This is a genomic window from Planomicrobium sp. MB-3u-38, assembly GCF_002836425.1.
In the GTDB taxonomy this organism is placed as follows: domain Bacteria; phylum Bacillota; class Bacilli; order Bacillales_A; family Planococcaceae; genus Planococcus; species Planococcus okeanokoites.
Genome location: NZ_PJBO01000060.1, coordinates 155153 through 178823 on the forward strand (window position 1 = coordinate 155153; position 23671 = coordinate 178823).

General features: G+C 45.6%; 19 protein-coding genes. All 19 read left to right on the forward strand.

Annotation, left to right across the window (positions count from 1 at the left end):
• The first annotated feature begins 86 nt into the window (after positions 1-86).
• The 19 genes from CXF70_RS11895 to CXF70_RS11985 all read left to right on the forward strand — a co-directional run bounded on the left by CXF70_RS11895 (position 87) and on the right by CXF70_RS11985 (position 23551).
• Positions 87-1754: a ribonuclease J gene (locus CXF70_RS11895; protein WP_101802852.1), complete on the forward strand. Its 1668-nt coding sequence runs from the start codon at positions 87-89 to the stop codon at positions 1752-1754.
• A gap of 82 nt (positions 1755-1836) precedes the next feature.
• A complete protein-coding gene (locus CXF70_RS11900) occupies positions 1837-4185 on the forward strand; it encodes an FtsK/SpoIIIE family DNA translocase (protein ID WP_101802853.1) in 2349 nt (782 codons plus the stop codon).
• 175 nt (positions 4186-4360) lie between these two features.
• Positions 4361-5089: a GntR family transcriptional regulator gene (locus CXF70_RS11905; protein ID WP_084245338.1), complete on the forward strand. Its 729-nt coding sequence runs from the start codon at positions 4361-4363 to the stop codon at positions 5087-5089.
• A gap of 47 nt (positions 5090-5136) precedes the next feature.
• Positions 5137-6222: a BMP family lipoprotein gene (locus CXF70_RS11910; RefSeq protein ID WP_084245340.1), complete on the forward strand. Its 1086-nt coding sequence runs from the start codon at positions 5137-5139 to the stop codon at positions 6220-6222.
• 168 nt (positions 6223-6390) lie between these two features.
• Positions 6391-7950, forward strand: a complete 1560-nt coding sequence (locus CXF70_RS11915; RefSeq protein ID WP_101802854.1) for an ABC transporter ATP-binding protein — start codon at positions 6391-6393, stop codon at positions 7948-7950.
• The gene (locus CXF70_RS11920; RefSeq protein ID WP_101802855.1) at positions 7940-8989 is read left to right on the forward strand and encodes an ABC transporter permease; all 1050 of its coding nucleotides are present in this window, start codon (positions 7940-7942) and stop codon (positions 8987-8989) included. Before CXF70_RS11915 ends, CXF70_RS11920 begins: the two co-directional genes overlap by 11 nt.
• A 1-nt stretch (position 8990) precedes the next feature.
• On the forward strand, positions 8991-9950 hold the full coding sequence (locus CXF70_RS11925; protein WP_084245346.1) for an ABC transporter permease: 960 nt from the start codon (positions 8991-8993) through the stop codon (positions 9948-9950).
• 574 nt (positions 9951-10524) lie between these two features.
• The gene (gene yfmF / locus CXF70_RS11930; RefSeq protein ID WP_084245348.1) at positions 10525-11799 is read left to right on the forward strand and encodes an EF-P 5-aminopentanol modification-associated protein YfmF; all 1275 of its coding nucleotides are present in this window, start codon (positions 10525-10527) and stop codon (positions 11797-11799) included.
• Positions 11792-13096, forward strand: a complete 1305-nt coding sequence (yfmH, locus tag CXF70_RS11935; protein ID WP_084245350.1) for an EF-P 5-aminopentanol modification-associated protein YfmH — start codon at positions 11792-11794, stop codon at positions 13094-13096. The genes yfmF and yfmH overlap by 8 nt, the downstream gene beginning before the upstream one ends.
• Positions 13093-13812 carry an elongation factor P 5-aminopentanone reductase gene (ymfI, locus tag CXF70_RS11940; protein WP_101802856.1) on the forward strand — a complete coding sequence of 240 codons (720 nt, stop codon included), beginning with the start codon at positions 13093-13095 and terminating at the stop codon, positions 13810-13812. The genes yfmH and ymfI overlap by 4 nt, the downstream gene beginning before the upstream one ends.
• Positions 13813-13920: 108 nt before the next feature.
• Complete coding sequence (locus CXF70_RS11945; protein WP_084245354.1) at positions 13921-14724, forward strand: YmfK family protein; 804 nt, start codon at positions 13921-13923, stop codon at positions 14722-14724.
• A gap of 14 nt (positions 14725-14738) precedes the next feature.
• Positions 14739-15620 carry a helix-turn-helix domain-containing protein gene (locus CXF70_RS11950; RefSeq protein WP_233208627.1) on the forward strand — a complete coding sequence of 294 codons (882 nt, stop codon included), beginning with the start codon at positions 14739-14741 and terminating at the stop codon, positions 15618-15620.
• Positions 15621-15670: 50 nt separating this feature from the next.
• Positions 15671-16249: a CDP-diacylglycerol--glycerol-3-phosphate 3-phosphatidyltransferase gene (gene pgsA / locus CXF70_RS11955; protein WP_101802857.1), complete on the forward strand. Its 579-nt coding sequence runs from the start codon at positions 15671-15673 to the stop codon at positions 16247-16249.
• A 36-nt stretch (positions 16250-16285) separates the two neighbouring features.
• Positions 16286-17521 (forward strand): competence/damage-inducible protein A, encoded by a 1236-nt coding sequence (locus CXF70_RS11960; RefSeq protein ID WP_101802858.1) that lies wholly within the window; start codon positions 16286-16288, stop codon positions 17519-17521.
• Positions 17522-17713: 192 nt separating this feature from the next.
• Positions 17714-18775, forward strand: a complete 1062-nt coding sequence (recA, locus tag CXF70_RS11965) for a recombinase RecA (protein WP_084245360.1) — start codon at positions 17714-17716, stop codon at positions 18773-18775.
• A gap of 270 nt (positions 18776-19045) precedes the next feature.
• On the forward strand, positions 19046-20602 hold the full coding sequence (rny, locus tag CXF70_RS11970) for a ribonuclease Y (RefSeq protein WP_101802859.1): 1557 nt from the start codon (positions 19046-19048) through the stop codon (positions 20600-20602).
• A gap of 65 nt (positions 20603-20667) precedes the next feature.
• A complete protein-coding gene (locus CXF70_RS11975; protein ID WP_101803046.1) occupies positions 20668-21465 on the forward strand; it encodes a TIGR00282 family metallophosphoesterase in 798 nt (265 codons plus the stop codon).
• A 100-nt stretch (positions 21466-21565) separates the two neighbouring features.
• Positions 21566-23113 carry a tRNA (N6-isopentenyl adenosine(37)-C2)-methylthiotransferase MiaB gene (gene miaB / locus CXF70_RS11980; protein WP_101802860.1) on the forward strand — a complete coding sequence of 516 codons (1548 nt, stop codon included), beginning with the start codon at positions 21566-21568 and terminating at the stop codon, positions 23111-23113.
• A complete protein-coding gene (locus tag CXF70_RS11985) occupies positions 23114-23551 on the forward strand; it encodes a YlbF/YmcA family competence regulator (RefSeq protein WP_084245366.1) in 438 nt (145 codons plus the stop codon). It abuts the gene before it with no gap.
• Positions 23552-23671: the final 120 nt, after the last annotated feature.

Here is a 23671-nt window from a genome sequence, read left to right on the forward strand (position 1 = left end):
TATTTTTTCTTTGGACTGTTAAGTTCAATTCCCGTATAATGAATTTTATGGATGTGTACGGGCGAATTTTTTTAGGAGGAAATAAATTGAGTAAAATTAAAAATGAAATCATCAGAGTAATACCTTTAGGCGGCGTCGGAGAAATCGGCAAAGCAATGTACGTTATTGAAATCGACGAAGATATTTTTGTGGTCGACAGCGGATTGATGTTCCCGGAAGATGAAATGCTCGGAGTGGATATCGTCATTCCGGATGTAACGTATCTGGAAGAGAACAAGGACCGTGTCAAAGGGATTTTCCTTACACACGGCCATGAAGACGCAATTGGCTCCATCGCCTATTTGCTGAAGAAAGTGCAGGCTCCTGTCTATGGTTCGAAATTGACGATCGGCCTTGCAAAAGAACATGTTAAAGAACAGGGATCTTTGAAACAAGTGAAATTTTTCGAAGTGACAAACAAAAGCCGTATGAATTTTGACACAACGCATGTGACGTTCTTCCATACGACACACAGCATACCTGATGCGATTGGCATCGTTTTCCATACTTCCGAAGGTGCCATTGTCCATACAGGCGAATTTAAGTTCGACCAGTCGGCTAAAGGCAGTTACCGTCCGGATATCGCTAAAATGGCTAAATTGGGCGAAGATGGCGTACTTATGCTATTGTCCGATTCCACTGAAGCGGAACGCCCTGGCTACACGACTTCCGAAATAGTTGTTGCCGACCATCTTCAATCAGAATTCCGTAAAGCGGAAGGGAGAATATTGGTGTCGCTTTATTCATCAAACTTCATCCGCATCCAGCAGGTTTTCGATATTGCCCGGGCAACCGGCAAAAAAGTTGCAGTAGTAGGGAAAAGTCTTGAAAGCAGCTATGAAGTCGGTGTTCGCCTCGGCTATTTGGACGCCGGTGAAGATACAGTGATCTCCCTGAAAGAACTGGATGACCATCGAGACGAAGAAATTGTCATCATCGTTACAGGCAACCAGGGGGAACCATTGGAAGCTTTGGATAAAATGGTGCGCAAGCAGCATAAAGACGTCCGCATCAAAGAGACGGATACGGTGCTGATCACTTTCACCCCATCACCGGGAATGGAAGTTCCAATGTATCAAACGATGAACAAACTGGCTAAAGCCGGCGCGCATGTGCTGACATCCAGTAAAAAAGTCCACGTATCCGGCCACGGCAGCCAGGAAGACTTGAAAATGATGCTGAACATGATGAAGCCGAAGTATTTCATCCCGATCCAGGGAGAATACAAAATGCTGATTGCCCATTCCAAATTGGCTCAGCAGGTCGGTTTGCACAAATCCGAAATCTTTATCGCCGATAAAGGGGATATCGTGGAATATAAAGCAGGCAAAGTCCGCATGAGCGGAAGAGTGACGGCAGGAAATGTGTTAATCGACGGCATCGGAATCGGTGATGTCGGGAATATCGTCCTGCGCGACCGTAAATTGCTTTCACAGGATGGCATTTTCATTGTCGTTGTAACCTTGAACCGCAAACAGAAGAAAATTGCTTCCGGTCCGGAAATGATATCCCGCGGATTCGTTTATGTACGCGAATCGGAAGAGCTGATGGATGAATCGGCGAAATTGGTGACAAAAGTCGTTGAAAAATATGTAGCGCGAGATACATTCGAATGGAATAACATTAAACAGGAAATTCGGGACACATTGAATTCCTATCTGTTCCAGCAAACGAAACGCCGTCCAATGATCATCCCGATTATTATGGAATATTAAGATAGAGAAAAAGGAAAAGGATTTCCATACCGAACTATCGGGGGAAATCCTTTTTCGATTACATAGGAAATGGGGGAACGAAATGCCTCGCAGTGAGTTGAAAAAGAAAAAGAAGAAGACTGTAAAACCGAAAGCCAAGAAAAAGAATAATCAACAGATGCCAGCCGTCTATTTTGAAATTTTCGGCATCGTGATGCTGGGCATAGCTGCCTTGATGGCATTCCAGTTAGGGAGAGTGGGACGGTTATTCTATAATACCGCCGAGTATCTGACAGGCTATCTGGCCTTTCTGATACCTCTGGTGCTGGTGGCCCTAGCGGTTTTCATCATGGTAAGGCGGACATGGCCAAAGCCGCAATTCCGCAAGACGATAGGGACCCTCTTTTTGATGACCGGCGTCTTCCTCATTTGCCATCTGATTTGGGCAGCAGGTTCGATTTTGCCGATCACTTCCGCAAACGTGATGGGGGAAACTGTTAATTCGATTCAGGTCAGCGGCACCATCTGGACCGAATATACGGCTGTTGGCGGTGGAATTGTGGGTGCTATGCTGTATGCGATGATGCATGTGCTGTTTGAAACAGCCGGCACCTGGATAATTGCGTTAATTCTGCTGTCCATCGGAATGATTATACTGACAGGAAAAGTGGCAGCACCATTCATCGCTGAAAAAGTTCCGAGTTTCCGCCCTGTTTTACAGTCAATCGGGCAGCGGTTCAGCCGTCCCGCGAATAAAAGCAAGAAAGCTAAACCCAATAATAGAGCAGAAGAAGCGAGTGGCACCCAAGAGGAGATCCAGTCCTACGATGAAGATGCCAACACAAATTCTTATGATTACACAGATGATTCGGTTTATATGGAAACACCGCAGGAACCGATCATTTCGGCATTTACTGAAAATGTGAAACCGAAACAGGCGGAACCTTTAAAACAAGTGGAGCCGAAAACCGAAGAATCAGATTCATCCGGGGAAGTGCAATTGCTGACGACAGCGGAAGAAATGGAAAACGAGGAGTACCAGCTGCCGCCAATCGACCTTCTTACGCTGCCGCCGCACAGTGATCAAAGCGGGGAATATTCCGGCATCCAGAAGAATGCAAAAAAACTGGAGAAAACATTCCAGAGTTTTGGCGTGCGGGCGAAAGTGACGCAAGTGCATTTGGGACCTGCTGTCACAAAATATGAAGTCTTGCCTGACACCGGCGTGAAAGTCAGTAAAATTGTCAGCCTGCACGATGATTTGGCACTTGCCCTCGCTGCAAGAGATATCCGGATTGAAGCTCCGATTCCAGGCAAATCCGCCATTGGCATCGAAGTTCCGAACTCCACAGTGGCAGTCGTCAGCCTGCGTGAAGTACTGGAATCAGAAGAAAACAATAAACCGGATTCTAAACTGCTCTTCGGTCTGGGACGTGACGTCACAGGACAAGCGGTCATGACAGAACTGAATAAGATGCCCCATCTGCTTGTAGCAGGTTCGACCGGGAGCGGGAAATCAGTTTGTATCAACGGCATTATCACAAGTATTATCATGCGTGCAAAACCTCACGAAGTGAAAATGATGATGATTGACCCAAAAATGGTTGAGCTGAATGTCTATAATGGCATTCCGCATCTATTGGCGCCGGTCGTAACCGATCCGCGCAAAGCAGCGCAGGCATTGAAGAAAATCGTATCTGAAATGGAGCGCCGTTATGAATTGTTCTCCCATACCGGAACAAGAAATATCGAAGGCTATAACGAATATGTAAGAGTGTTTAATGAAGAAAATGAAGACAAACACCCGAAATTGCCATTCATCGTCGTAATCGTCGATGAGCTCGCCGATCTGATGATGGTCGCTTCGAACGAAGTGGAAGATGCCATCACCCGATTGGCACAAATGGCGCGGGCAGCCGGTATCCACTTGATCATCGCGACTCAGCGACCAAGCGTCAACGTAATAACGGGCGTTATCAAAGCCAATATTCCATCACGCATTGCATTCGCGGTATCATCCGCCATAGATTCGCGGACGATTTTGGATATGGGTGGAGCAGAGAAATTGCTTGGCCGCGGAGACATGCTGTTTCTGGGGGCCGGTCAATCCAAACCGGTTCGGGTGCAAGGAGCGTTTCTTTCAGACAGTGAAGTGGAGAAAATCGTCGACTTTGCCATTGAGCAGCAGAAAGCACAGTATCAGGAGGATATGATTCCATCCGATGTGGAAGAAACCAGCATTGATGATGAAACGGATGAAATTTATGATGAAGCGGTGCAATTGGTGACCGAGATGCAGACTGCTTCCGTATCCATGCTGCAGCGCCGCTTCCGTGTAGGTTATTCCCGCGCTGCCCGGATCATCGATCAAATGGAGCAGCGTGGAGTGGTTGGCCCTTATGAAGGCAGCAAGCCCCGCACTGTTTTAGTTCAAAAGCAGGAAGAATATTAAACAAGAACAAAAATTTCGTGACATATTACGCACATCATACAAGGCTTCAGACTGAAAAATTCGCGAAATTCGACAAAACACTATTTATTTCGGTGGAAATAAGTGTTATAGTAATTTTGATTAGTAGGAATGTTTTACATCAGATGTCTGATCTCTGTCATTGGTGGTGAATCGTATGACAATTAAATCGGATCATCGGGCATTGTATCTCCAAGTGATCGATCGGATGAAGCAGGATATTGCTGCCGGAATATACAAAGAGAAAGAAAAGTTGCCTTCCGAATTCGAATTGGCGAAAACACTTGGGGTCAGCCGCGCCACCTTACGGGAAGCGCTCAGGCTGCTGGAAGAGGATAATATTATAGTAAGAAGACATGGCGTCGGTACATTTGTTAATCCGAAACCCTTATTTACATCAGGGATCGAACAATTGACAAGTGTCTCGGAGACAATCAGGCAGGCCGGTATGGAACCTGGTTCGATTTATCTGAGTACTTCCGAAAGCCTTGCTTCTGAGGACGATATAAAACGCTTACATTGCAATCCTGAAGATTCAGTAATTACAATTGAAAGGGTTCGGACAGCGAATGGTGAACCTGTCGTTTATTGCATCGACAAAGTTCTTTCCAGCTTTTTGCCGGAAGATTTCCTGGGCCGTGCCGAAAGCTCCATTTTCTCCGCAATAGAGGAAAGTGGAGAAACACATATTAGTTATGCAGTGACGTATATCGATCCGGTCGGCTACCATGAAGATGCGTCTCCGATTTTGGAAACCGATCCTGAAACTGCATTGTTGGTATTAAAACAGCTCCATTATGATACAGACGATCAAGTGGTGCTTTATTCGAAGAACTATTTCAGAGCTGATAAATTCAGTTTCCATGTAGTTCGAAAACGTGTGTAAAACAAACTATTCCTGCTAATATCAAAAAAACCTTGGGGGTTATTACATTGACAAAACGTAAATTTGGTCTAGGTCTTTCACTTATGCTGGCTGCAGGTACAATGCTTGCTGCTTGCGGAAGCGACGAAGACACTTCTTCAACTGACACTGGAAACGGCGGAGAAGGCGGAGAAGGCACTGAAGAAACAAGTGACTTTTCGGTAGCAATGGTTACTGACGTCGGCGGTGTCGATGACAAATCATTCAACCAGTCAGCTTGGGAAGGTCTTCAGAAATTCGGTGAAGAGAACGGACTTGAAAAAGGTGACGGCGGATTTGACTACCTCCAGTCACAAAGTGATGCAGACTACAACACAAACTTGAACAACTTGATCCGCCGTGACTTCGATGTCGTTTTCGGCATCGGATTCCTGATGGAAGGCGCAGTAGCTGAAATCGCTGCACAACAGCCAGATGCTCAAATCGCTATCATTGATGCTGTAGTTGAAGCTGATAACGTTGCTAGCGTATTGTTCAAAGAACAAGAAGGTGCTTTCCTTGCAGGTGTTGCGGCTGCTCTTATGACTGAAACAGGTAAAGTCGGATTTGTAGGCGGCATGGATATTCCTGTAATCGAGCGTTTCGAAGCTGGATTCCTTGCAGGTGTTGAAGCTGCTAATGCTGACGTAGAAGTTGATGTTCAATACACAGGTGCTTTTGATAAAGCGGAATTAGGTAAAACTACTGCAAACCGTATGTACCAAGGCGGAGCTGATATCATCTTCCACGCTGCCGGCGGAACTGGAAATGGTGTATTCACTGAAGCTAAAGAGCGTAAAGAAGCAGATGCAGACGCAAACGTTTGGGTAATCGGAGTTGACTCTGACCAATATGACGAAGGACAAGTCGGCGATGCAAACATCACTTTGACTTCAGTTCTTAAACGTGTTGACAACGCAGTTTTCAACATCTCTGAACAAGCAATGAACGGAGAATTCCCAGGCGGCGAAACTGTTGTTTACGGTCTTGCTGACGACGGTATCGATCTTGCAGATTCACGTGGAGCTATTCCTGAGGACATCATGACGCAAATCGAAGAATTCAAGCAGCAGATTATTGATGGTGATATTACAGTTCCAGAAACTGTGGAATAATCTTCAATTTTCACGGTCATTCTCATAAAGACCGGTTCAACCGGTCTTTATGATTTTTTTTCGCCTAAATTTACAGAAAAATTAATAGATGAAAGGTTTTTTATATGGAAACCTTTCCTGTATTAATTAATATAAGAGAATTTAACAGTTTTCGAGGGAGTGAAAACAGTGGAATATGTTGTTGAAATGCTGAACATCCGAAAAGAGTTCGGAAACTTTGTCGCTAATGACAACATCACCCTGCAATTGCAAAAAGGTGAAATCCATGCCTTGCTGGGAGAAAATGGTGCTGGGAAATCGACATTGATGAACGTCCTTTTTGGTCTTTATCAGCCAGAAGGCGGAGAAATCCGAGTCCGTGGGAAAAAAGTGGACATCACAAACCCAAACGTAGCCAATGACCTGGGGATTGGAATGGTACACCAGCACTTTATGCTGGTCGAGAATTTTTCCGTTACAGAGAATATCATCCTTGGATCGGAACCGACCAAGATGGGTGTTACAAACAAAAAAGATGCAGCGGATAAAGTACAGGTATTATCAGAGCAATACGGTTTGAATGTCGATCCTTACGCAATCATCGAAGATATTTCAGTTGGGATGCAGCAGCGTGTGGAAATATTGAAAACGCTTTACCGCGGGGCAGAAATCCTGATTTTCGATGAGCCGACCGCTTCTTTGACTCCGCAGGAAATCATTGAATTGGTGCAGATCATGAAACGTCTGATCGCAGAAGGAAAATCGATCATTCTCATCACCCATAAACTGAAAGAGATCATGGATGTATCCGATCGCGTCACTGTTATCAGAAAAGGGCAAGGGATTGGGACAGTCGTTACAGCAGATACAAATCCGAACGAACTTGCTTCCCTGATGGTTGGCCGCCAGGTCGAATTCAAAACAGAAAAAGGTCCTGCCTTCCCTAAAGATGAAGTGTTGGATATCCGTGATTTGGTTGTTCTTGATTACCGTGGAGTCGCGAAAGTGAAGAACTTGAATCTGAATGTGCGAAAAGGTGAAATTGTTGGTATTGCAGGAATTGACGGCAACGGACAGTCAGAACTTATCGAAGCCATTACAGGTCTAAGAAAAGTGAAAAGCGGTACAATTTTCATCAATGAAAAAGATGTTACCGGATTGAAACCGCGTAAAGTGACTGAAGCAGGTGTCGGGCACATTCCGCAGGATCGCCATAAGCATGGTCTGGTTCTGGATTTCCCGATTGGCCATAACATTGCACTTCAAACTTACTATAAATCACCGATCTCCAAAAATGGCATCATTGACTACAACAAAATAAACGAAAAAGCAAAACAGATAATTGCTGACTTTGACGTCCGTACACAAGGGCCGCATGAACTGGCCCGTTCACTTTCAGGCGGAAACCAGCAAAAGGCGATCATCGGACGTGAAGTTGACCGCGATCCGGATCTTTTGATTGCCGCCTTGCCTACACGCGGACTTGATGTCGGGGCTATTGAATTCATACACAGCCGTCTCATTGAACAGCGCGATAACGGCAAAGCTGTCTTATTGATTTCATTTGAACTTGATGAAGTTATGAACGTCTCGGATCGGATCGCCGTCATCCATGATGGTGAGATCGTTGATATTGTGACTCCGGAAACAACAACGGAGCAGGAGCTCGGGCTGTTGATGGCCGGCCATAAAATCGATGACAATAAAAAAGGCGAATTGAAGGAAGGTGAGGATCAGCATGTCGAATAGAGTCACCAATATCCTGGTCCCCCTTGTTTCCGTTATTCTGGGCTTGCTGGTCGGAGCTATAATCATGCTGGTCAGCGGATATAACCCGTTGATAGGCTATACAGCTTTATGGAATGGAATCTTTGGGGATTTATATACAATAGGAGAAACTCTCCGTCAAATTACACCATACTTACTTGCGGGTCTTGCTGTAGCATTTGCATTCCGCTCTGGACTTTTCAATATCGGGGTTGAAGGGCAATTGATCGTCGGTTGGTTCGCAGCGGCTTATGTAGGCGTAGCTGTAGAACTGCCGAAAATCATCCACTTGCCATTGGCAATCTTGGCAGCTGCAGTTGCCGGTGCGCTATGGGGGTTTGTACCGGGCCTATTAAAAGCGAAGTTCCGTGTACACGAAGTAATAGTGACGATCATGATGAACTATATCGCATTGCATGTAACGAATGCTTTGATCAAAACAGTATCTGACGGCGGAGACCGGACTGAACGAATTTTCACAAGTGCATCTCTCCGTTCAGAGTTCTTTCAGAATCTGACAGAATTCTCACGTCTGCATTACGGCATCCTGCTGGCGCTGATCATGGTCGGTGTGATGTGGCTGATTCTTGAAAAGACTACACTCGGCTATGAATTAAAAGCGGTCGGTTTCAACCAGAACGCTTCTGAATATGCTGGTATGAGCGTCAATAAAAACATCATTCTGGCAATGGTCATTTCTGGTGCTTTCGCCGGGTTGGCAGGATCGATGGAAGCACTTGGTACATTTGAGTATGTATCTTCAAAAGGCGGTTTCACGGGAATCGGTTTTGATGGGATTGCCGTTGCCTTATTGGGAATGAACACACCGCTTGGTGTTATTTTCGGGGCTACATTATTCGGTTCACTGAAGTATGGTGCATTGAATATGCCTAACGAAGCGGGAATCCCATTGGAAATCGTTGAAATTGTAATTGCTGTAATTATATTCTTCGTAGCTTCCGGCTACATCATCCGCCTACTGTTGCTGCGGGCAGCAAATAAGAAGAAGGAGGCGAAGTAATATGACTTTCCTGGAAGCTTTGTATTTCATCGTTCCTTCGGCGATATTCTATGCTGCACCGCTAATTCTTGTCGCGATCGGCGGAGTATTCTCCGAGAGATCCGGTGTCGTCAATATCGGACTTGAAGGTTTGATGGTCATCGGTGCCTTTACCGGCATCCTGTTCAATTTGTTCTTTGCGGATACGTTCGGCAGTGCAACTCCATGGCTGGCACTTGTAGCGGCAATGGTAGCAGCATTATTGCTGTCATTGCTCCACGCAGTAGCTTCAATCTCGTTCCGCGCGGATCAGGTTGTGTCGGGTGTTGCCATCAACTTGCTGGCTATCGCATTATCTCTGTACCTTGTTAAAAAAATCTTCGGTAAAGGGCAGACGGATTTCATCACCGAGCGCTTTGCGCGTTATAATGTGCCGGTATTATCCGACATTCCATTCATCGGAGATCTGTTCTTCAAATCAATCTATAACACATCATTCTTTGCGATAGCTGTTGCGATCGTTGCTTGGTTCGTCATCTATAAAACACCGTTCGGACTCCGTTTGAGAGCTGTCGGTGAACATCCGATGGCGGCTGACACGATGGGGATCAATGTAACAAAAATGCGTTATATCGCAGTAATGATTTCCGGTGCTCTTGCAGGAATCGGCGGTGCCATCTACGCACAAACCATTTCCAATGATTTCGGACATGCCACAATCAATGGACAAGGATTCATGGCGCTTGCCGCGATGATCTTCGGGAAATGGCATCCACTGGGTGCGATGGGAGCCGCTTTGTTCTTCGGACTCGCTCAATCATTAAGTATCGCTGGTTCATCCATTCCTTACATTCAGGAAATACCAAATGTATTCCTTCTGATATTGCCATATGTGCTGACAATTCTTGCACTAGCCGGCTTTATCGGCAAGGCGAACGCGCCGAAAGCGAACGGTAAACCTTATATCAAAGGTGAGCGTTAATCATACAGACCAAAGAGCCGTCAATGCGACGGCTCTTTTTTAGTCTGTCGAGAAACTGTTGATTTCTTCAGTCGTTACGAATACCTTGTGCTCGTGTCTCTGCAACGTTGCGCTGGCTTCGAAATACGAAAAACCTTTGCGGCGTAAAAGCGAAGCGATGCAGGAACACATCTTTCCCTTCGTCGCCTTCCACTTCATTTTGGTGTGATGCAGAATCTGTTTGTCGGTTTTTTCACTTCTAATTGACTTGTTTAAATTTCTACTTATTAGAAAGCATCTTTGAGATATGGAGTAAAACAGCGAAGACTCCCAGGTGACTAAGTGAAGTGCTGAGATCCACTCGGGCGAAGTGGAACGAGCCCGAGTTAGCTCAGCGCGAGCCACCAGGAAAGCGGAGCTGTTTTGCGGAATATCGATTTTTTAGCTTTCTTTCTCAATAAGATACCAAAAAGCAATAATTGCATTGGCTCTTTCTCTTTAAGATGCTGGACGGGCACCGTCGCTTTTCTTTATTTGCATTTAAAGGAAAAGGTTCGGTATAGTAAAAGAATGAACGATGAGAGGGGATTCATTAATGTTTGAAACTATCAGGCTTGCGAAAGGCGTGAACGTTCACGTCAATGAAACAACACAATTCAAAACCATTAATATTTCAATAAAGTTTAAAGATAAATTATCAAAAGAAAAAGCGTCGGCCCGGTCGATTCTTGCGAATGTCCTGCAGCACAGTAATGAAGCCTATCCATCCCATACGGCTTTGCGTATGGTGCTGGACGACCTTTATGGCACATCTTTATACATGGATTCTTCAAAGCGCGGCAATGAACATATCGTCAGTTTGAATGTCGAAACAGTCAACGATCAGTATTTGTCAGAAGAAGGCGTTCTGGAAAAAGTTTTGAATCTGATGTATCTTGTGCTGTTCAAGCCGAATACCGAACACGGCCTTTTCAAGGAGTCGATTTTCCTGCGCGAAAAAAATGCGGTCAAGGAAAGAATTGAATCGATTTTTGATGATAAGACGCGTTACGCCCAACAGCGGATGATGGATCTTGCTTTGCCGGAACATCCTGCTTCGATTCCGGCTAACGGTTCAATCGAAGAAGTTGAAAAGATCTCAAATGAGAAGCTGATGGAGGAATACCGTACGATGATCGAAGCCAATGAAGTGGAGATCTATGCGGTCGGAGACGTGAAGCCGGAATTGATAGCTGATTATGTCCGTGATTATTTCCATTTTGCCGATCGTGAAAAACCGGTGGCGGCACCTTCCATGGAGCTGGAAAAACCTGCGCAGCAGCGCGTTGCCGAATTCGAGGATATGAAGCAAGGTAAACTGCATATGGCTTTCTTCAGTCCTGTCACTTTCCGCGATGAGAAATTTCCGGTAATGCAATTGCTGAACGGCGTTTTTGGCGGATATGCCCACTCAAAACTTTTCGTCAATATCCGTGAGAAAGAAAGTATGGCTTATTATGTATCCAGTTCCTATTCTTCCCAGTTCGGCTTGATGTTTGTGCTGGCGGGGATTGACGGTAAACTTGAGGAAAAAGCGGTTAAGCTGATTCTTGAGCAGCTGGAAGAAGTTAAAAAAGGAAATATTACAGATGTCGAGTTCGGCCAGACCAAGGCGCTTCTAACCAATCAATTGACCGAAGCACTTGATTCCGCGCGCGGACAAATCGATATTTATGACCAGTATATGGAACTGACAGAGGATTTTGAACCTGATTACCTGATCAGCCGATGGAATAAAATCACAAAAGAAGATATAGCAGACGCAGCTAAGCAACTGAGCCTGGAAATGACTTATTTCCTGTCAGGAAAGGAAAGTGAAATTGATGCATAAAGTGGAATTCGAACAATTGGACGAAACCTTATACCACGAAAAACTGGAAAATGGCCTGGAAGTTTTCATCCTGCCCAAGAAAGGTTTTTCCAAGACATTTGCCACGTTCACTACTAAATACGGATCAATTGACAATCATTTTGTACCGCGAGGAGAAAAAGAAGCGATTAAAGTGCCGGATGGCATCGCCCACTTCCTGGAGCATAAGATGTTCGAAAAAGAGGAAGGGGACATATTCCAGCAGTTCAGCAAGCAAGGTGCTTCTGCAAATGCCTATACGTCATTTACCCGGACAGCTTACCTGTTTTCAGCAACCGGCCAAATAAATGAAAACATCGAAACCCTGCTGGATTTTGTCCAGGAACCTTATTTCACAGAACAAACAGTGGAAAAAGAGAAAGGCATCATCGCGCAGGAAATTACGATGTATGATGATCAGCCCGACTGGCGCCTGTATTTCGGCATCATCGAGAACATGTACAAAAACCATCCGGTTAAAATTGATATCGCGGGAACTGTGGATTCGATACAGGATATAACGGCTGAACATTTATATACTTGCTACAATACTTTCTATCATCCTTCTAATATGGTTCTTTTCGTGGTGGGGGCTGTCGACCCTGAACAGATGATGAAACTGGTGAAAGAAAACCAGGACCGTAAAACGTTTGAAGATGCACAGGAAATCGAACGGATTTTCCCTGAGGAGCCATTGGAAGTGGCGATCAAAGAACGTGTTTTGAATATGAGTGTTCAAAAGCCGAAAGTCTTTGTCGGCATTAAGCCGGAAAAAATGGATTTGCAGGGTGAAGAAATGCTGAAGCATGAACTGGCAGCAGAGCTGGCATTCGAATTGCTGTTTGGCCGCACTTCCGATTTCTATCACCATGCATATGAAAAGAACTGGATCGATGAATCCTATTCGTTCGATTATTCCTTGGAGAACGGTTTCGGCTACGCCATTATCGGATCTGATACGGCAGAACCGGAAACGCTGGCCGCTGAAATAAAACATACAATCGCGAATGCTGTAGAGAAATGGCCATTTGGGCAGGCTGATCTTGACCGTATGCGCCGTAAGAAAATCGGATTTTTCCTGCGTGCATTAAATTCTCCCGAATATATCGCCAATCAGTTTACGCGCTATACATTCAATGGCATGAATCTTTTTGATGTTGTGCCGACTCTCGAAGAGATTGAAGTAGCTGACCTGCAGGCAGCGTTTTCGCTTGTCAGTGCGGAAAGCCAGCAATCCGTGTTCACTATCCAGTCTCCTGATAAGAAGGAAGCACAGTGAAGAAATTCGCCCTTGTAATGGGGGCTTCCGGTGAATTGGGTGAAAGCATTTCACGGACGCTTGCGGCATCCGGCTGGTCGCTTTATCTTCACTGGAATACAAACCCGGTGGACGATTTGGCGTCCCAATTAAGGGATGCCTTCCCGCAATCGGAATTTTCAGCAGTCCAGGCGGATCTTTCATTGCCGGACGGAGCGGAAAAGCTCACCGGACAGATTTTTGATGTATCCTGTATTGTTGTGGCAAGCGGCCAGGCACTGGTTGAAATGCTGGCGGATACGCATGATGAAGACATGGAAAAATTATGGCTGGTCCACGTAAAGAATCCGCTTTCGGCCATTCGGCAGCTGTCTTCGAAGCTGCAGCGCCATTCCAATACTTATATAGTTTTCATTTCTTCCATCTGGGGTGAAATAGGAGCATCCATGGAAACGGCCTATTCTGCAGTTAAAGGCGCACAATTGGCTTTTGTTAAAGCCTATGCCAAAGAAATGGCCTATTCCGGCACCCGGGTCAACGCCGTTGCACCCGGGTTTATCATGACCAAGATGAATAATGATTTTTCACAAGAAGAAATTGAATCCCTGCGTGAAGAAATTCCGCTGGGGCTCGGCAAACCTCAGGACGTAGCCGATATGGTGGACTTTCTGGTCAGCGGAAAAGCTGATTACATGACCGGGCAGACATTGCGCATAAACGGCGGCTGGCATATGTAGCGCCATAATGCCTATTCTTTTGATGAACCCTTTTCTTGCAGCATTAAATCAGCTATTATAGAGGATAGGGAATTAATAAGAAATTGACAGCGAAAGGTCGGACGCTTAATGAGAGAATGGTATTTTGAATACGAAATCCAAGTGAACCGGCCGGGTTTGCTGGGAGATATAGCTTCACTGCTTGGGATGCTGCGCGTCAACATCGTCACAATCAACGGTGTCGACCAGGGACGCCGTGGTATGCTTCTGCGCGCGGAGCATGATGTTCAGCTTGAACGTTTCGAACAGATCGTCTCCACGATCGAAACGATCGCTGTGACCAAATTCCGTGAACCCAAATTACGCGATATCCTGGCGGTTCGTCATGGCCGATACATACAACGGGATGCGGATGACAGGAATACATTCCGGTTTGTCAGGGATGAACTGGGCTTGCTGGTCGATTTCATGGCTGAGATTTTCAAACAGGAAGGCCATAAACTCGTCGGACTGCGCGGAATGCCACGGGTCGGGAAAACGGAATCCATCGTAGCTGCCAGCGTCAGTGCCAATAAGAAGTGGATTTTCCTTTCATCGACCATGATCAAGCAGACTGTCAGAAATCAGCTGATGGGTGATGAATTCAATGAAAATAATATTTTCATACTGGATGGCATCGTCACCAGACGTGCACATGATGAGCGGCATATGCAGCTTGTCCGGGAAATGATGCGGATGCCTACTATTAAAGTGGTTGAGCATCCGGACATGTTTATACAGCAATCCGAATACAGCATCGAGGATTTTGATTATATTATCGAATTGCGCCATCATCCCGATGAGGAAATCACTTATGAAGTGATGGAGAAAAACAATTTTGTGAATGATAAGAGCCAGGCTGACGATATGTTTGGCGGCGGATTTAATTTTTAGGCAGGCAGGTGATCGTGTTGAATGAAATGGGTACTCGCCTGAAAGAAGCGAGAATCGCTAAAGGGTACAGCCTGGAAGATCTTCAGGATGTAACCAAAATACAGAAACGCTATCTGGCGGGAATAGAAGAAGGCAATTACAGCATGATGCCCGGTCAATTCTATGTTCGCGCTTTTATAAAACAATATGCTGATGCTGTCGGGCTGAACGCTGATGAACTGCTTGAACAGCATAAATCCGAAATGCCGGAAACGACGAAAGAGCAAGTCAGCAAACCGATGGCTGCACCAGCCCGGTCACGCAGGCAGTCGATGTCGAAATCATCTTCCGGCAGAATAAATGAAAAGATGCCGATGATCATTGTCGCTTTATTCATTGTATTGATCATTTTTGTGATGTGGTTCTTCTATAATATGCTGGCAGAAAATGATCCAACCGATGAAGCAACGGAAAACGACGATGGCCTGCAATACGAAGCCCCTTCTGAAAACTCCCCTCCACCAACAGAGGAAGAAGAACCTGCAGAAGATGAAGCTGCAGAAGAACAGCCGGAAGAAGAAGAGCCTGCTGAACCGGAGACCGAAATTTCAGTTACTGGAACAGAAGGCCAAACTACTACTTACCAGTGGACAGGTCCGGCTGAGCGGGAGCTTGTTATTGATGTTTCTGGTCCTTCATGGGTTGGCGCCACTGATGAAAACGGCGAAAACCTTATGACAGCAGCTACTATGCAGGCTGGACAAAGTGAAACATTGGATGTGTCGGAAGCCTCACAGGTACGGCTGCGCCTTGGTGCAGCGCCTAATGTGGAACTCTCGCTGAACGGTGAGCCGATTGAGTATCAGCAGGATCTGACAACCCAGAACATTGTCATCGATTTTACAGACGCTGAATAGCCATCTATACAGATGGCTATTTTTATTGAAAGTAAGGAAGGGGAAGCATTATGAACATACCAAATAAAATAACAGTTTCACGCATTCTTTTAATACCGGTTTTTATGATATTTATGCTTATTGATTTTGGATGGGGCGAAATGACGCTGTTAGGTGCCACTTTGCCTGTCAGCCATTTTATCGGAGGTTTGATTTTCATTTTTGCTTCATTGACGGATTGGGTTGACGGCTACTATGCCCGGAAATACAATCTGGTAACGACATTCGGCAAATTCCTTGATCCGTTAGCTGACAAATTGCTTGTGTCAGCGGCTTTGATTATTCTGGTTGAACTTGGTTTTGCGCCTTCGTGGATCGTCATCATCATCATCAGCCGTGAATTCGCTGTGACAGGGCTGCGCCTTGTATTGGCCGGTGAAGGCGAAGTGGTTGCAGCTGGCGGCCTTGGCAAAATCAAGACCACTGCACAAATTCTGGCAATTTCCGCTTTGCTTCTATATGATATGATTTTCACTTTGATCGGCCTTCCATTTGGAATGATCATGCTTTACATCGCACTTATTTTCACAGTATGGTCCGGTTGGGATTATTTCTATGCAAACCGGAAAGCTTTATTGGCATCCAAATAAAATTTCTTAAGAAATCAATGGAAGGTGCGTGCCCGTATGAATGCAGAAATCATAGCAGTCGGTTCAGAATTGCTGCTTGGACAAATTACAAATACGAATGCCCGTTTTGTATCGGGACACCTGGCTGAGATCGGGATTAATGTTTATTACCATACAGTTGTCGGTGATAATCCGGACCGTCTTGAACAAGCGATCCAGATTGCCGAAAGCCGGGCGGATCTCATCATTTTCTCCGGAGGACTGGGTCCTACTAAGGACGACCTGACTAAAGAGACGATTGCGCGGCATCTCGGCACCACCCTTGAAATGGATGAATTGGCGATGGACTCGATTGAAGCCTATTTCGAGCGTGCAAAACGTCCGATGACTGAAAATAACCGGAAGCAGGCTTTGATCCTAAAAGGCAGTGAAGTGCTGGTCAACGAAAATGGAATGGCCCCAGGCATGCTTTATATACATGAAGGCAGGGTGTATATCCTGTTGCCGGGCCCGCCGCACGAAATAGAGCCGATGTTCCAATTCGAGGCGAAACCGAAGTTGGTCCGGATGCTTAACAAGGAAAATGTGATCATTTCCCATGTTCTCCGTTTCTATGGGATAGGGGAAGCGGAACTTGAAGACCGGTTGGATCATATTCTTGTAAAACAGACCAACCCGACGATTGCACCTCTGGCATCCGCCAGCGAAGTGACTCTTCGCATTACAGCGAAAACAGATACGGCGGAAGAAGCCTGGAAATTGATTGATGAGACAAAAAAAGAGATTCTCGATGTTGTCGGTGAATATCTGTATGGCTACGATGACGATTCCTTGACATCCCGGGCCGTAGATTTGCTGAAAGAGCAGAACAAGACGATTTCAGCTGCGGAAAGCCTCACCGCTGGGCTGTTCCAGTCAGAACTGGCCTCTATTCCTGGTGCCAGCGCTGTCCTTTCAGGCGGTGTGATTGCTTATAACGAGGAAATTAAGGTCAGCCAGCTCGATATCGATGCAGAACTGCTTAAAACGCATGGAGTTGTCAGCGAAGAAACAGCTGTCGCAATGGCGGAAAATGTACGCAGAAAATTCGGCACTGACTTCGGCATCGGCCTGACGGGAGTAGCGGGACCTGATGCGCACGGCTGTCAGCCGGCTGGCACTGTATGGATCGGCATCTCCTCGGAATCAGGCAGCGATGCCTATAGGCTTCAATTATCCGGAATGCGCAACACAAACCGGATCCGTACCGTAAAATTGGCTTTGCATTATTTAATACGAACACTATCACGTTAAAAAAACGCGCAAAATTTATTTTTGCGCGTTTTTCTTTTTCAAAAATCGGATATGCTCAATATAGAGGTCTTAAAAATATAATTTAAAATGCGAACGCGAATAAACGTTCGCTTTTTTCTTGTGTATTTCTCAATAACCTAGTATACTAGAAACAGGTAGAAAAATTGGTTTTTATTAAGAGGAGGATTTCTTTTGAGCGATCGTAAAGCAGCGTTAGATGTTGCGTTAAAACAAATTGAAAAACAATTTGGTAAAGGTTCAGTCATGAAATTGGGTGAAAAAAGCGACCGGAATATTTCGTCGGTTTCCAGTGGTTCACTGGCAGTTGACTCTGCACTTGGAATAGGTGGATACCCGCGTGGCCGTGTCATCGAGATTTATGGTCCTGAAAGTTCAGGTAAAACGACTGTTTCACTTCATGCTATTGCGGAAGTGCAGGCTACTGGAGGAACAGCGGCATTCATTGATGCTGAGCATGCGCTTGACCCTGTCTATGCGCAGAACCTTGGCGTGAACATCGATGAATTATTATTATCCCAGCCCGATACTGGTGAACAGGCTCTGGAAATTGCTGAAGCATTAGTACGAAGCGGAGCGGTTGATATTGTGGTCATCGACTCTGTTGCGGCACTTGTACCGAAAGCGGAGATCGAAGGCGAAATGGGCGATTCCCACATGGGTCTCCAAGCCCGTCTGATGTCTCAGGCTCTCCGTAAATTATCCGGTATCATCAATAAATCGAATTCGATTGTCATCTTCATCAACCAGGTTCGTGAAAAAATTGGTGTCATGTTCGGTAACCCTGAAACAACAACTGGTGGACGCGCATTGAAATTCTATTCTTCCATCCGTATGGAAGTGCGCCGTGCTGAAGCTTTGAAATCAGGCAACGACATCATCGGTAACAGAACGAAGATCAAAATTGTGAAAAACAAAGTTGCCCCGCCTTTCCGCACAGCTGAAGTCGATATCATGTACGGAAAAGGGATTTCACGTGAAGGTGAAATCGTTGATATTGGTGCGGAGCTTGAAATCATCCAAAAGAGCGGTTCTTGGTATTCGTATAAAGAAGAACGCATCGGACAAGGCCGTGAAAACGCGAAGCAATTCCTGCGTGACCACGCAGATATCCGAAATGAGATTGCTGGAAAAATCCGTGAGCAATACGGAATGGCCGCTGCATCCTATACGATTGCTGCTTCAAAAGAAGAGCCGGAAGAGTTCAACCTTTTGATCGACGAGGACGACGAATAAGTCTTTATAGAAGAGCCGTTGGACCAAAGCGTATGCTTTGTCCAACGGCTCTTATTTTATTGCCGGGATCCAGCATAGGGAAGTGACATATCAAAACAATAGAATATCCACTCGCAAAGCTATTTTAAAGGCTTGTCACCGGGTTGACACTTTAAAGGTCCATCTATACAATTAAAACTGTATAATTTTATAATTTTTACAGCGTTTGAGAAGCACGAAAATTTAATTTATTGTGAACCATTAAAACGAATAGCAAGAGGAGGTGTCCGAATGGAATACGTGATCATCTTCGCTTTGCTTGGTATCCTCGTCGGTGTGTTTGTTGGTTATTTTGTAATGAAAAAATCAAATGAGTCCAAAATGGCAGGTGCGAGAAACTCTGCAGAGCAAGTTATAGAAGATGCGAAGAAAGAAGCAGAAGCACTGAAAAAAGAAGCCCTTTTGGAAGCAAAAGACGAAAATCACAAATTGCGTACTGAAACAGAATCTGAAATTCGGGAACGCCGATCAGAAATTCAAAAACAAGAGAATCGGCTGTTGCAGAGAGAAGAAAATTTAGATCGCAAGGATGATGCATTAAACAAAAGAGAAGCGGGACTTGAACGGAAAGATGAAGCCCTCGCTGAAAAACAACAGCATATTGAACAGATGGAGAGCAGAGCTGAAGAATTGGTTCAACAGCAGCAATCCGAAATGGAACGGATTTCTTCTTTGACACGCGAAGAAGCCAAGTCAATCATCCTCCAGCAAGTTGAGAACGAACTTTCAACAGATATTGCAGTGATGGTGAAAGAAACGGAAGCCCGTGCAAAAGAAGAGTCCGATAAGAAAGCGAAAAATATCTTATCATTGGCTATGCAGCGTTTTGCAGCAGACCATGTGGCAGAGACGACAGTATCTGTTGTCAACTTGCCTAACGATGAGATGAAAGGCCGTATTATTGGCCGTGAAGGCCGTAATATCCGGACGCTTGAAACACTGACAGGAATCGATTTGATCATCGATGACACACCGGAAGCGGTAATTCTGTCAGGATTCGATCCGATCAGACGTGAAACAGCAAGATTGGCACTTGAAAAATTGGTGTCAGATGGCCGTATTCACCCGGCCCGAATCGAAGAAATGGTTGAAAAGTCCAGACGCGAAGTAGATGAGCAAATCCGTGAAATTGGTGAACAAACCACATTTGACGTTGGGGTACATAATCTGCATCCCGATTTGATCAAAATCCTTGGCCGTCTGCGTTATCGCACAAGTTACGGACAGAATGTCCTCAAGCACTCAGTGGAAGTCGCATTCCTTTCCGGCTTGATGGCAGCGGAACTTGGCGAAGATGTCACCTTGGCACGCCGCGCAGGATTGCTTCATGACATCGGTAAAGCGATTGATCATGAAGTTGAAGGCAGCCATGTTGAAATCGGGGTTGAACTTGGAACCAAATACAAAGAGCATCCGGTCGTCATCAACAGTATTGCTTCCCACCACGGAGACACCGAAGCGACATCGATCATTTCGGTGATCGTTGCAGCGGCGGACGCCCTATCAGCGGCACGTCCGGGAGCGAGAAGTGAGACATTGGAAAACTATATCCGCCGTCTGGAAAAACTTGAAGAGATTTCTGAATCCTACGAAGGCGTTGAGAAATCATTCGCTATTCAGGCAGGACGCGAAATCCGCATCATGGTCAGACCGGAACAGATTGATGATATGACTGCACACCGTTTGGCTCGCGACATCCGGAAACGGATCGAAGAAGAGCTTGATTATCCGGGACATATCAAAGTGACCGTAATCAGGGAAACAAGAGCAGTTGAATACGCAAAATAATAGGATAAAGGCTTCGATGAATGTCTATTCAAAGAAGCCTTTTTCTTATGGGAAAAGGTGAGAGCATGAAAGTTTTATTTATTGGAGATATTGTCGGATCGATCGGACGTGATGCATTGGAGTCTTATTTGCCGCGCCTGAAGAAAAAATACATGCCGGATGCGGTAATCGCGAATGGTGAAAATGCTGCAGCGGGAAGGGGCATCACGAAAGCTATTTACCAGGATCTCCTTTTCATGGGCGTCGATATGGTGACAATGGGCAATCACACGTGGGACCAGAAAGAGATTTTTGATTTTATTGATGAAGTGGATTATTTAATCCGTCCGGCGAATTTTTCACCGGAAGCACCTGGCCGCGGAATGGCGACGTTGACGAAAAATGGCAAGACTTTGTCTGTCATCAATTTGCATGGCAGGGTATTCTTGCCGCCGCACGATGATCCGTTCCAAAAAGCGGATGAGCTGCTGGCGGAAGCCAAAGCCGTTTCGCCACTGGTCTTCGTTGATTTTCACGCAGAAGCAACCAGTGAAAAAATCGCGATGGGCTGGCATCTTGACGGCCGTGCTTCAGTGGTAGTTGGCACACATACTCACGTCCAGACTGCTGATTCACGCATCTTGCCGGGCGGCACAGCCTATATCTCGGATGTCGGCATGACCGGCCCCTATGATGAAGTGCTGGGGATGAGCAAGGATTCAGTGCTCTACCGGTTCAAGACCAATATGCCGACCCGTTTCGAAGTGCCAAAACGCGGCCGTTCCGTAGTCAGTGGCTTTTTCACTGAAATTGATGATGAGACAGGGAAGGCGATATCCTGCGAACGAATTTACATTAATGATGATTACCCGTTCCGCGGATAAACGGTCAGTTGGTGACGATTCTCCGACAATTCCTGCAATCGGCTTGAAGGAACGTCTTTGATTTCAGTATAATAACGGTATGATTGAAAGGGGTTTTTTCATGAATGAAGACCAGCGTTTACTTTCAAGTCAAGTAACGGCTGCCGGATCGGCTGGAAAACACGAAAAGGATTACAGCCAATACTTTCAAAATGTCTATACCGCGCCTTCCCTGAAAGACGCAAAAAAACGCGGAAAAGAGCAGGTATCCTACGTGGATAATTTTGCGATCGATCCCCGTTTTGAAAACATGGGCCGAGGGCGGAAGTTCTATATCCGCACTTATGGCTGCCAGATGAACGAACATGATACCGAAGTGATCGCCGGTATACTGCTGGAACTCGGCTATGAGATCACCGATTCTGTGAAGGATGCGAATGTCATTCTGCTGAATACTTGTGCCATCAGGGAAAATGCTGAGAACAAAGTTTTTGGTGAACTGGGTCATTTCAAACCATTGAAACTGGAAAACCCTGATTTATTGATCGGCGTTTGCGGTTGCATGTCGCAGGAGGAATCCGTCGTCAATAAAATTTTGAAGACCTACGATCAGGTCGATATGATTTTTGGGACGCATAATATCCATCGTCTACCGGAAATTTTGGATAACGCCTATAAATCGAAAGAGATTGTCGTGGATGTCTGGTCCAAAGAAGGGGACGTCATCGAGAACTTGCCGAAAGTGCGCAAGGGCAATATCAAGGCGTGGGTCAATATCATGTACGGGTGTGACAAATTCTGTACCTATTGCATCGTTCCTTATACGCGAGGCAAAGAACGCTCCAGAAGACCGGAGGATATTATCCAGGAAGTGCGGCAATTGGCTGCGCAAGGGTACAAGGAAGTTACTTTGCTGGGACAGAATGTCAATGCCTATGGCAAAGATTTTGAGGATCTCGAATTCCGGCTGGGTGATTTGCTGGAGGAATTGCGCAAAATCGATATTCCTCGTATCCGTTTTACAACAAGCCATCCAAGAGATTTTGATGAACACTTGATAGAAGTGCTGGCGCGAGGCGGAAATCTTGTCGACCATATCCATTTACCTGTACAATCAGGTTCGACGGGTATGCTGAAAATAATGGCCCGCAAGTACACGCGGGAACAATATATCGAATTGGTCCATAAAATCAGGGCTGCCATTCCGACAGTGTCATTGACAACTGATATAATTGTCGGCTTTCCCAATGAAACCGATGAACAGTTTGAAGAAACGATGTCTCTGTTCCGGGAAATCGGATACGAGATGGCCTTCACTTATATTTATTCACCAAGGGAAGGGACTCCGGCTGCGAAAATGGAAGACAATATCCCGATGGAAGTAAAGAAGGAGCGTCTGCAGCGCCTTAATGAACTGGTCAAGGAGCAAGCGCTGGCCGCCATGCAATCTTACCAGGGCCAAGTGGTCGAAGTGCTGGTTGAAGGGGAAAGCAAGAAAAACTCCGATGTCTTATCCGGCTATACAGCAAAAAATAAACTGGTCAATTTTGTCGGGCCGAAGTCGATTGTCGGTCAACTCGTCAAAGTGAAAATAACTGAAACTAAAACATGGTCGTTGAACGGGGAACTGATTGAAGTTGCCGCCGGCCAAGAAGTGGGTGTCCAATAGATGACTTATACAAAAGATGAAATCGTAGCAAAAGCGCGTGAAGTGGCAGACATGATCGCCGAGACTGAAGAAGTGGATTTCTTCAAGCGCGCCGAAGCACAGATCAATGAAAACCAACAGATCCGAGAAAAGATCGCGAGTCTGAAAAGCCTTCAAAAACAAGCGGTCAATTTCCAGCATTACGGCAAGGAAAGGGCACTGGAATTGATCGAAGGCAAAATCAAGAAAATTGAAGATGAAATTGACGCAGTGCCGATTGTACAGGAATTCAAACAATCCCAAAGCGATGTCAATTCATTGCTTCAAATGGTTTCGACTGCAATCGCCAACCAGGTGACGAACAATATCATCACTGATACAGGCGGAGATCTGCTGCGCGGTGAAACAGGTTCAAAAGTGCAAGCGGATGCAAAAGGCGGCAGCAGCAGCTGTTCATAAACAACCAAATTGAAAATCGATAAAGGAAAACTGAAAGAGCTGATGCTCTTTCGGTTTTTTCTTTTCTCCGTGTATTTTTGCTATAATGAAGAAACGAAGAATTGATTCCGAAAGAGGTTT

Coding starts and splice junctions, on each gene's coding strand:
- CXF70_RS11900 (WP_101802853.1), top strand. CDS start 1,837: ATGCCTCGCAGTGAGTTGAAAAAGAAAAAGAAGAAGACTGTAAAACCG.
- CXF70_RS11905 (WP_084245338.1), top strand. CDS start 4,361: ATGACAATTAAATCGGATCATCGGGCATTGTATCTCCAAGTGATCGAT.
- CXF70_RS11920 (WP_101802855.1), top strand. CDS start 7,940: ATGTCGAATAGAGTCACCAATATCCTGGTCCCCCTTGTTTCCGTTATT.
- CXF70_RS11925 (WP_084245346.1), top strand. CDS start 8,991: ATGACTTTCCTGGAAGCTTTGTATTTCATCGTTCCTTCGGCGATATTC.
- yfmF (WP_084245348.1), top strand. CDS start 10,525: ATGTTTGAAACTATCAGGCTTGCGAAAGGCGTGAACGTTCACGTCAAT.
- yfmH (WP_084245350.1), top strand. CDS start 11,792: ATGCATAAAGTGGAATTCGAACAATTGGACGAAACCTTATACCACGAA.
- CXF70_RS11945 (WP_084245354.1), top strand. CDS start 13,921: ATGAGAGAATGGTATTTTGAATACGAAATCCAAGTGAACCGGCCGGGT.
- pgsA (WP_101802857.1), top strand. CDS start 15,671: ATGAACATACCAAATAAAATAACAGTTTCACGCATTCTTTTAATACCG.
- CXF70_RS11960 (WP_101802858.1), top strand. CDS start 16,286: ATGAATGCAGAAATCATAGCAGTCGGTTCAGAATTGCTGCTTGGACAA.
- rny (WP_101802859.1), top strand. CDS start 19,046: ATGGAATACGTGATCATCTTCGCTTTGCTTGGTATCCTCGTCGGTGTG.
- CXF70_RS11975 (WP_101803046.1), top strand. CDS start 20,668: ATGAAAGTTTTATTTATTGGAGATATTGTCGGATCGATCGGACGTGAT.
- miaB (WP_101802860.1), top strand. CDS start 21,566: ATGAATGAAGACCAGCGTTTACTTTCAAGTCAAGTAACGGCTGCCGGA.
- CXF70_RS11985 (WP_084245366.1), top strand. CDS start 23,114: ATGACTTATACAAAAGATGAAATCGTAGCAAAAGCGCGTGAAGTGGCA.